This window comes from Candidatus Limnocylindria bacterium, assembly GCA_036523395.1.
In the GTDB taxonomy this organism is placed as follows: domain Bacteria; phylum Chloroflexota; class Limnocylindria; order P2-11E; family P2-11E; genus CF-39.
The window spans coordinates 1-9,149 of sequence record DATDEH010000101.1 but is presented as its reverse complement, the minus strand read 5'-3'; the positions used below and the strand labels follow the sequence as shown (position 1 = coordinate 9,149).

Here is a 9,149-nt window from a genome sequence, read left to right as displayed (position 1 = left end):
TGATAGCGGAACACGTCGTAACGCTCGCCGGGATCGGCGACATCGATGAGGTGATGCGGCACGCGTGCACGCTCGGCGCGCGTCGGCTTCGCGGTGCCGATGTCCATGCCGCGGTACACCTGACGCGAGTCGGCGGACAGGATCTCGCCGCCGAGAGCCTCCGCCACGCGCAGCGCGAGCGCGCTCTTTCCGGAAGCAGTCGGACCGACGATGGCTACGACGCGCGTCGGGCGCTCTCCAGGGTGCGCAGCGCGCCGCGGGCGTTCTCGAGCGTTGTCGTGTCAGGCGCGGATCCTCCATATCGCATGTCCTCGAACGCACGCACCAGCCCGTCTCCCGCAGACCAACGCGCGTCCTCGTTCGCGATGCGCGCGAGATGCTCCGCGGGCGTCTCCTGCGGCAGCCGCCATCCGACGCCAGCGCGCTCCGCGAGCGTCAAGAAGCGCCAGTACAGGAGACGCAGCGCACCGCTCGGGCTGCCGTCGTCGCGCGGCGCACGACGCGACATGCCGCGGCGCGGTCTCAGGCGTCCCAGCATGTCGCCAAGACCGAACCCCTCGGCCGTGCCGCGCTCGAGGGTGACGCCTTCGGGGAGCTCGAGCCGCCGCTCGCGGAGCATCCGATCGAAGAGGAACAGGGCGACGAGCGCCGCGCCGAACAGGATGAGCAGCTCGACCGCGCCGAAGACGATCGGCCGGGTCTGCTCGATCTGGCGCAGCAGCGCCTCGTCGTCGGCGGGCGTGCGGACCTGAAGGATCGGCGGAACGCGATCGAACCTGCCGAGACGGATCAGCGCCGCGAACAACTCGACAAAGAGCGCGGCGAGATACCCAAGCGGCAACAACACGGTGTAGATGACCCTTGTGAACGTCGGCTCGATGGCCGTACCGAAGGCCGAGAGCGCGTCCTGAACGACGGGTACGAACGCGGCCGCGAGGATCGCGACGACTCCGACAACGAAGCTCACACCGGTCGCGGACGACGCGCGCGCGCCACCCCGCGTGCCACGCGCGAGGGCCAGCTCCTCCGTCGTGCGCGCGAGCGAGAGCGCGAGTCCCGACAGCGCGACCACGAGAAGCGCGAGGACCGCGAGCGGCCCGTGATCGATCGGCCCGGTCGCGAGCGCCGCGAGCCCGACACACGTGCCGGAGAAGAGCAGCGCATTGCGGGAATCGTTCCAACGCACCGCGCCGCGCGCGATCGATAGGTTCCGCCATAGGAACGCTTCGGCGACGAGCGCGAACGCCACCATCCGGGACAGGACGGCGAAACCGTCGGGATCGCGCGCTGGAAGCACGAGCCCCCACAGCACGCCGGCTGCGAGCGTGACGATCAGGATCGTCGTCCCGCGGCGCTCGCTCTTCACCTCACGCTGGATGGTCACGAGCAGGAGGCCGATGCCGAAAAGCACGAGCGTCCATGGCACGATCGGCAGCGGCACGGTCCCCGTGGTGGCCGCGTGCGCGATCGCCGCGATGCAGGTGAACGCGACGGCCTCGACGAAGCAGCGCGCGCCGATGAGGATCGCGACAGCGCCGCTAGCTCGCACGACGAAGCTCCGCCGGACGCAGGACGTCGAGGACGACGCCGCGCCCGCGAAGATACGTGGCCAGTTCGGCATCGACCGGCGCGACGCTCACTCCGAACACGCGGTGATGCGCGCGGCGCAGCGCGACGATCGCGCTGGCGAGACCCGTCGTGACCTTCGGTGTCACGACGATCAGCGTCGCGCCCCACGGCAAGCGGCCACGCTCGCCGAGGAACACCGCCTCCGGCGAGTTCGCGGCATAGGGTCCAAGGCGCGCGAGGATCTCGAGGCTCCGTGTGAGCGAATGCGGACCGCGGCCGAGCGCCGAGCGCGGGCGCTCGTGCGTGAGGTTGTCGAGGCCGTTCGTCACCAGGCCGATCTGGCGACCGGCGTTGGCGGCGATGCGCACCATGTCCGCGGCGGCCGACACGACGAACTCGACCGCTTCGGGGTCCGCCTGGATCCAGTACTGCTCGTAGGACGCGACGTTGACGAGGAAGATCGCATCGAGGCTCGTGGCGGGCTCGTACAGCTTCGTCTGAAGCTCGCGCAGCCGCGCCGAAGCCTTCCAGTGGATCTCCTTCCGGGGATCGCCGCTGCGATGCTCGCGCACGCCGCGAAAGCGCAGCGGATCGGGCAGCAGACCGCGCCGCGTGGCGAGCTCCGCCAACGGCCGCAGGGATGGCAGCTGGCGGTCACGCACCGCGAGCGGCGCCGGATAGCCGACGACGTGCGCGGTGATGTGGTCGGTCCGCTCGGAGACGGTGAAGCCGAGCCAGTCCCCGCCGCGTAGGCGGATCGGGCCGACGGCGTAGGCGCCGCGCTGCATCACGGTCAGTGGGAAGCGCAGCACGAGCCGCTCGTGGCCGCGCGGTGCGAAGCCGGCATTGACCCAGCCGCGCGCGAGGCCTGGGGTCGGCTCGGGGGTCTCGATGCCCTCCGGAAGGAACAGGCGAAGGTCGAGCCACGGCAGAGGCAACGGCTTGCGGTTGATGATCGTCACCGTCGCGACGAGCGGCTCGCCGGCGATGAGACGATCCGGCGAGACCGCGAGCTGCGTCTCGAGACCGACGAGCGCGAGACGTCCCGTTACCCACACCATGAGCCACACGACGAGACCGCCGGCGCCGAGCACGATGAGCGCGGGCGAACGAGAGATGGCGGCAACGGCGACGATCGCGATGACGATCGGCCACTCGAAGCGGCCGGACCGCGTCATCGCGATGCGACTCCGCGGAGCGGGGTTGCTGGGGGTTCTCCCCCTGCGATGGACCGACTCTCCTCCGCCGGAACGGGCGTGCGCGCCAGCACATCGGCCACGACGGCCGCGCCGGTGCGTCCGCGCATCTGCGCGTCGGCGATGAGGAAGAGGCGGTGGCGGAGCACCGCGGACGCCTGCGCCTTCACGTCGTCGGGCAGGACGTACGCCCGACCGCGGATCGCCGCGTGCGCCTGCGCCGCGCGATAGAGCGCGAGCGCGGCGCGTGGACTCGCGCCGAGCTCGACGCCCTCCGCGGTGCGCGTCGCCCTCACGACATCCGCGACGTAGCGGCGCACGGCATCGCTCACACGGACCGCGCGGACCTCGTCACGGAGCGACGCGAGCGCGCTCGCGTCGAAGATCGGTCGCAGGTCGTCGGTGGACACCGTCCCCGGTCCGTGAACGCGGAGGATGTCGTCTTCCTCCTCGGCGTTCGGATAGCCGAGCTGCAGCATGAGAAGGAATCGGTCGAGCTGCGCCTCGGGCAGCGGGAATGTTCCCTCGAGCTCGATCGGATTCTGTGTCGCGATCACGCAGAACGGCTCCGGAAGCGCATGCGTCGTTTCGTCGACCGTGACCTGCCGCTCCTGCATGGCCTCCAGCAGGCTCGACTGCGCACGCGGCGTCGCGCGGTTGATCTCATCGACGAGCACGATGTTCGCCATGAGCGGTCCCGGCCGGTACTCGAACGTCTGCGTCCGCTGATCGAAGATCGAGACGCCGGTGATGTCCGACGGCACCAGGTCCGGCGTGCACTGGATCCTGCGGAACGAAAGCGCGAACGATCGCGCGACCGCTCGCGCGAGCGTCGTCTTCCCCACTCCGGGGACGTCGTCGAGGAGCACATGTCCTTCGACCAGCAGCGCCGCGAGAAGCTGCTCGGTCGCCGCACGCTTTCCGACGACGACCTGTCCGACCTGCTCGACGAGGCGGTTCGCAGCCTCCTTGACCGTGGTCACGCGGGATCAGGCCGCTTCGAGCGAGGCGACGCTGCCCTCCGCGTTCGCGCGCCGGCCACGGATCGCACTCGCGCACGCGAGCGCCAGCGCGAGGGCGACGAATGCCGCGAGCTCGTGAAGGACGAGCGCGAACGGATCGACGACGCGGAGCGCGAACGGGCTGAAGGCGCGCTCGATGACGAGCAGCAGCGCGGTCGCGAGGAGCAGGCGGAGCGCGAGCGTTCCGCCGTGGACGGCGCGCGCCGCGACGGTAAGGACGACGATCGCGAAGAGATAGACAAGCCATCCCGACGCGTCACCGGACAGACCCCAGTCGCGGCCGCCGGGAACGAAGCCAGAGACGACGCCGTCCGCGACAAGGACCGCGGCCAGCAAGATCGTGATGATCCCGAGCAGCCAGGCCGTCCTCTGGGGCAGCCCGGGCGACGACTGGCGGGGGCGTGGCTCGTCTTCGTCGTCGGCTGGCACGGGCATCGGCGATGAGCTCTGGAGGCCGAAAAGGCTGCTCATCTCCGCATCGCCGATGGAGTGGCCGAGGCGCCAGACGCGCACCGCCGTGACCAGGATCACCAGCTCCAGCACGGCCGTCGCGAGGTGAACGACGACCGCCGGTAGCTCCTTGGGGCCGAGGATGAACGCCGTGAGCGGCCGCTCGACGACGAAGAAGGCCGAGAGGCCGATGCGCGCGATGAGACTGCGTTCGCTGCCACGCGCAACGAGATATGCGACGAGCGTATTGAGGATGGCGAAGGCGTAGGCGATCTCGGCAAGGTTCTGGTACTTGCCCGTGAACCACGCCGGTCCGCCCGGATAGACACCGTCGAGGATGCCGTCCACCACGAAGAGGGCTGACGCCACGAGCATGAGGAGGACGACGGGTCGCAGCGCGCCGGCCATCAACACTCCCCTTCCACAGACCGATGGAATGGTACCGCTCAGTTCCCCGCTCGGTGGGTCTCCAGCGCTGCGATGCACTCCTCCGGCACGAAGACGCCACCGAGATCCGTGCCGTGCTCGCCGCGGCCGTGGAAATCGCTGCCTCCGGTCGGCACGAGACCGTAACGTCCGCATAGACGGAGGCACAGTGCGGTGAACGCGGCTGTGTGTGAGCCGTAGTAACACTCCATTCCGACGAGGCCGGCGTCGACGAGCTGGGGCAGCAAACGTTCGAGACCCGTGACGGTGCCGGGGTGCGCGAGTGACGGGACGCCTCCGTGCCTGCGCGCGAGCGACACTGCTTCGAGCGGCGCGAGGCCGACGCGCGAGACGTACGCCGGAGATTCCTTGCTGATGAGCGTGTCGAAAGCGCTGTCGTAGGTCGGCACATGGCCGGCCTCGAACAGCGCCTGCGCTAGATGCGGGCGGCCCAGGGGGAGGGGCCCCTGTTCAGCGAGCGAAGCGAGCGTGGACCCACCCTGCGCGATCTCGCGCACTCGGTCTACGGAGACGGCGTAGCCGAGGGCGTTCAGCTTCTCCACCATCAGCTCGATACGCCGTCCGCGGTTCTCGCGCAGCCAGCGCAGTCGCTCCTCGAGCGCGGCGTCCTGCGGATCGACGAAATAGGCGAGCACGTGGACATCTCCCCACTCCGATTCGGTGTTCAGCTCGGTCGCCGGGATCACGCGCACACCGCGGCGCTCGCCCTCCGCGACCGCCTCGGCGACTCCGCGCAGCGTGTCGTGATCGGCCAGCGCTTGGATGCGCACGCCGCGCTCGCCGGCACGCGCGATGAGCTCCGCTGGAGAGAGCGCGCCGTCTGACGCGGTCGAATGTGTATGGAGGTCGATCGGGTAACCCGCGCTCAGGCTTCGTGCTCCAGGTCGAGCCGCTCGATCGATCGAGCGCGACCCGTGGACTCGTCGGCGTCGATGACCACGCTGTTGAACTGCACCGGACCGCCCGCGACCTCGAATCGCCGCGGCATGCCGTCGCGGAAACGCGCGACGATGATGTCCTTGTCCACCCCGAGCACCGAGTCCCGCGGCCCGACCATGCCGGTATCCGACACGTGCGCGGTGCCCTGCGGGAGGACCCGCGCGTCCGCCGTCGGCACGTGCGTGTGCGAACCGACGACCGCTGAGAACCGGCCATCGAGGTGCCAGCCCATCGCGACCTTCTCGCTGGTCGCCTCGGCGTGCCAGTCAAGGACGCGCACGCGTGGGGCGTCGCGGCCCAGCTGATCGAGGAGGTCGTCGATCGCGCGGAACGGGTCGTCGGCCGGTGCCATGAACGTGCGGCCGATCGCGTTCACGACGAGAACGCCCTTCATTACCACGAACCCGCGTCCCGGATTGCCGGGCGCGAGGTTGATCGGCCGGATCGCGAACGGCAGAAGCTCGATGTCGTTGAGGAACTGTCGCTGGTCCCAGACATGGTTGCCGTTCGTCACCACATCCGCGCCGTTCGCATTGAGCTCACGCGCGATGTCCAACGTGAGACCGGCCCCGCCCGCCGAGTTCTCACCATTGACGATCGCGAGGTCGATGGCGCGCTCCGCGCGGACCTTCGGCAAGAGCGCCGCGATCGCGTTCCGTCCGGGCCTGCCGACGACGTCGCCGACGAAAAGGATCTTCACACTGTTGACGCCGAGATTACGCTGCGCCTCGGCCGAGGATGTTCAGACGTCGGACTTTAGGGCTCGTGGTTTGTGGACTCATCTCCGCAACGCTCGCGTGCGGCGGGCCCGCGCCCGCCGCCACGGCACCCGCCGCCACGGCACCCGCCGCCACGGCACCAGCCGCCACGGCACCCGCCGCCACGGCAGCCACCAACCCGACGATCACGCTGACGGCCACCGACTGCACCGCCCAGCAGCTCGGCGCGCTCCTGCCCGCGCACTTTGTCGCGACGCTCGTCAACAAGACATCGTTCCCCGCGATGTTCACCTTCCATCGGATGCTCGAGGGCCACGCATACCGTGAGCTGGAGGAGTTCATCGCGGAGCAACAACGACGGTTCGTGTCGAACGAGGACCAGCTCAATCCTCCAAGCTTCACCGACAGATTCGGGGCCACCACCGTCGATTCGACGCAGACCAAGAGCTCCGAGCCAACGCTGCCCAGCGGCATCTACGGGATCGTCTGCAGAGAGCAAAGGACTCCGACCCGTTGGCCCGCGTACCTCATCGGCCCGTTCCGTGTTCCCTGACCCGACTAGCGTCTACTTCGCGTACTCGACCGCTCGCGTCTCCCTGATCACCGTCACTTTTATCTGACCCGGGTATTGGAGCGACTCCTGGATCTTCTGGGCGATGTCGCGGGACAGGCGCGCCGTCGAGAGATCGTCGATCTGTTCGGGCTTCACGATGACCCGGATCTCGCGACCCGCCTGGATCGCGAACGACTTCTCGACGCCCTGGAAGCTGTTCGCGACGCTCTCGAGCTCCTGCAGGCGCTGCAGGTAGTTCGAGACGATCTCGCTGCGTGCGCCGGGTCGCGCGGCGCTGATCGCGTCGGCCGCGGAGATCAGCGTGCCGACCATTGTCACGGGCTCGACGTCGCCGTGATGACCGACGACTCCGTCGATCACGTTCTGCGGGAACCCGTACCGCTTCAGCAGCTCGCCGCCGATGATCGTATGCGGCCCTTCGACCTCGTGGTCGATCGCCTTGCCGATGTCGTGCAATAGGCCCGCGCGCTTCATCGTTTGCGGGTCGTAGCCCGTCTCCGACGCCAGCATTCCGGCGACGTGGGCGACCTCGATCGAATGGCGCAGGACGTTCTGTCCGTACGACGTGCGGAAATGGAGACGGCCGAGCAGGCGGACGAGGTCCGGATGTAGCCCCGCGAGACCGACCTCGTAGATGGCGGACTCAGCAGCCTCCTTCATGACCTGGTCGATCTCGCTCTTCGCCTTCGCGACCATCTCCTCGATGCGCGCGGGGTGGATGCGCCCGTCGACGAGGAGCCGCTCGAGGGCGCGCTTTGCGACCTCACGCCGGATCGGGTCGAAGCCGGAGACGACGACGGCCTCGGGCGTGTCGTCGATGATCAGGTCGACGCCGGTGAGGGTCTCGAGGGTGCGGATGTTCCGGCCCTCACGGCCGATGATCCGGCCCTTCATGTCGTCGCTCGGAAGGGCCACGACGGTCACGGTGTGCTCGGCCGTGTGCTCGGCGGCGTACCGCTGTAGCGCCATCGTGATGATCTCGCGGGCACGAACGTCTGCCGTGTCACGCGCTTCCTGCTCGAGGTCGTGCACCTTGCGGTTGGTGATGTCGCGCATCTCGTCCTCGACACGCTTCAGCAGCAGACCGCGCGCTTCGTCCAGCGACAGGCCCGCCACCCGGGACAGCTCGGCCCGCTGCTCGGTCTGCAGCTGGCCGACCTTCTCGCGCTCGGCTTCTAGCTCCAGCTCCTTCTCGACCAGGCGGCGCTCCCGCTGGTCCACAGCGGCGAGCTTCTGGTCGAGCTGCTCGTCCTTCTTGTCCAGCCGCGTTTCGTAGCGCTGCAGCTCCGCGCGGCGTTCGCGGTTCTCGGTCTCGGCCGTCTTGGCCAGCGTGATGGCCTCGTCCTTGGCCTCGAGGAGGATCTCCTTCTGCTTCGCGCGGGCCTCCGCGATGAGGCGGTCCCCGTTCGCGCGCGCGGCCGTTTCGCTGCCGAGCGCGAGGGAACGGCGGACCAGGAGGGCAACGACGAAGCCGACGAGGCCTCCGACGAGGGCCACGAGGCCCACGACGAGAGGGTCGGGCATCTCAAGTTCCTTTCCGTGTGGCGCGAACGCGAGGACGCTCGCCGAGCCGGGGCGAACGCCCCTTTGATCGCGTAAGCGGCCGGCGGAACGGCGTGCCCCGCCGGCCGGGGTTCACAAGTTCTAAGTGCGTTGAGGATAACGCCGTTCGCCCTGCGTACGCAATGCGAACGGCGCTAGCCTGCAACGGATGCGCGAGTACGCACCGCCCGGCACGCGTCTGCTGCTCGCAAGCGCCTTCGTATCGACGGTGCCGATGGGCTACCTGCTCGTCGTGCTGCCGCTCTACCTCGACCGCGCGGGCATCCAGCCGGCGTTCATCGGGCTCCTCTACACGGTCTCCGGACTGGTGGCGTCGCTCATCGTCGCCTTCTCGGGCGTCCTCGCCGACCGGTGGGGCAGGCGTCGTTTCATCGTCGCCGGGACGCTGCTTCCGGTGCCGAGCTACCTCGTCTTCGCCACGACGATGGAGCCGGCGTGGCTGGTCGCGGCGAGCATCCTCGGTGGCGTCGGCCTCGCGAACGGCGCGGCCGGAGCACTGACGATCTCGAGCTTCGACGCGCTGCTCGCAGAGAAGGCGGGCGAGGCGCAGCGCACGCGCGTGTTCGCGGCGAGTCAGGCGCTCTGGAGCCTCGCCCTTGCGGGCGGATCCGTCGCCGCGGCCGTGCCAACGCTGCTCCGAACGAGCTATGGCGTTGGCGAACTCGAGAGC

Annotated in this window: 10 protein-coding genes; 2 read left to right on the top strand and 8 right to left on the bottom strand. The window is 69.2% G+C overall.

The window, feature by feature from the left end:
* The 7 genes from VI056_12725 to VI056_12695 all read right to left on the bottom strand — a co-directional run.
* A partial coding sequence (locus tag VI056_12725) for an isopentenyl transferase family protein (GenBank protein ID HEY6203890.1) occupies window positions 1-212 on the bottom strand: 212 nt, incomplete at its 3' end.
* A gap of 2 nt (window positions 213-214) precedes the next feature.
* Window positions 215-1,549 (bottom strand): DUF4129 domain-containing protein, encoded by a 1,335-nt coding sequence (locus VI056_12720; protein ID HEY6203889.1) that lies wholly within the window; start codon window positions 1,547-1,549, stop codon window positions 215-217.
* Entirely contained in the window at window positions 1,539-2,747 is a 1,209-nt protein-coding gene (locus VI056_12715; GenBank protein ID HEY6203888.1) for a DUF58 domain-containing protein, read from the bottom strand. Before VI056_12715 ends, VI056_12720 begins: the two co-directional genes overlap by 11 nt.
* Window positions 2,744-3,748 carry a MoxR family ATPase gene (locus VI056_12710; protein HEY6203887.1) on the bottom strand — a complete coding sequence of 335 codons (1,005 nt, stop codon included), beginning with the start codon at window positions 3,746-3,748 and terminating at the stop codon, window positions 2,744-2,746. The genes VI056_12715 and VI056_12710 overlap by 4 nt, the downstream gene beginning before the upstream one ends.
* Window positions 3,749-3,754: 6 nt before the next feature.
* Window positions 3,755-4,645: a hypothetical protein gene (locus VI056_12705; protein HEY6203886.1), complete on the bottom strand. Its 891-nt coding sequence runs from the start codon at window positions 4,643-4,645 to the stop codon at window positions 3,755-3,757.
* Window positions 4,646-4,683: 38 nt separating this feature from the next.
* Window positions 4,684-5,535, bottom strand: coding sequence for a PHP domain-containing protein (locus tag VI056_12700; GenBank protein HEY6203885.1), 852 nt, complete (start codon window positions 5,533-5,535; stop codon window positions 4,684-4,686).
* Between the two features lie 14 nt (window positions 5,536-5,549).
* Complete coding sequence (locus tag VI056_12695; protein HEY6203884.1) at window positions 5,550-6,323, bottom strand: TIGR00282 family metallophosphoesterase; 774 nt, start codon at window positions 6,321-6,323, stop codon at window positions 5,550-5,552.
* A gap of 65 nt (window positions 6,324-6,388) precedes the next feature.
* Between VI056_12695 and VI056_12690 the strand changes: the two genes are divergently transcribed.
* Window positions 6,389-6,895 carry a hypothetical protein gene (locus tag VI056_12690; GenBank protein ID HEY6203883.1) on the top strand — a complete coding sequence of 169 codons (507 nt, stop codon included), beginning with the start codon at window positions 6,389-6,391 and terminating at the stop codon, window positions 6,893-6,895.
* Window positions 6,896-6,907: 12 nt separating this feature from the next.
* On the opposite strand, the gene rny is transcribed toward VI056_12690, so the two are convergent.
* Window positions 6,908-8,440, bottom strand: coding sequence for a ribonuclease Y (rny, locus tag VI056_12685; protein HEY6203882.1), 1,533 nt, complete (start codon window positions 8,438-8,440; stop codon window positions 6,908-6,910).
* A 187-nt stretch (window positions 8,441-8,627) separates the two neighbouring features.
* Here rny and VI056_12680 point away from each other — a divergent pair.
* A partial coding sequence (locus VI056_12680) for an MFS transporter (GenBank protein ID HEY6203881.1) occupies window positions 8,628-9,149 on the top strand: 522 nt, incomplete at its 3' end.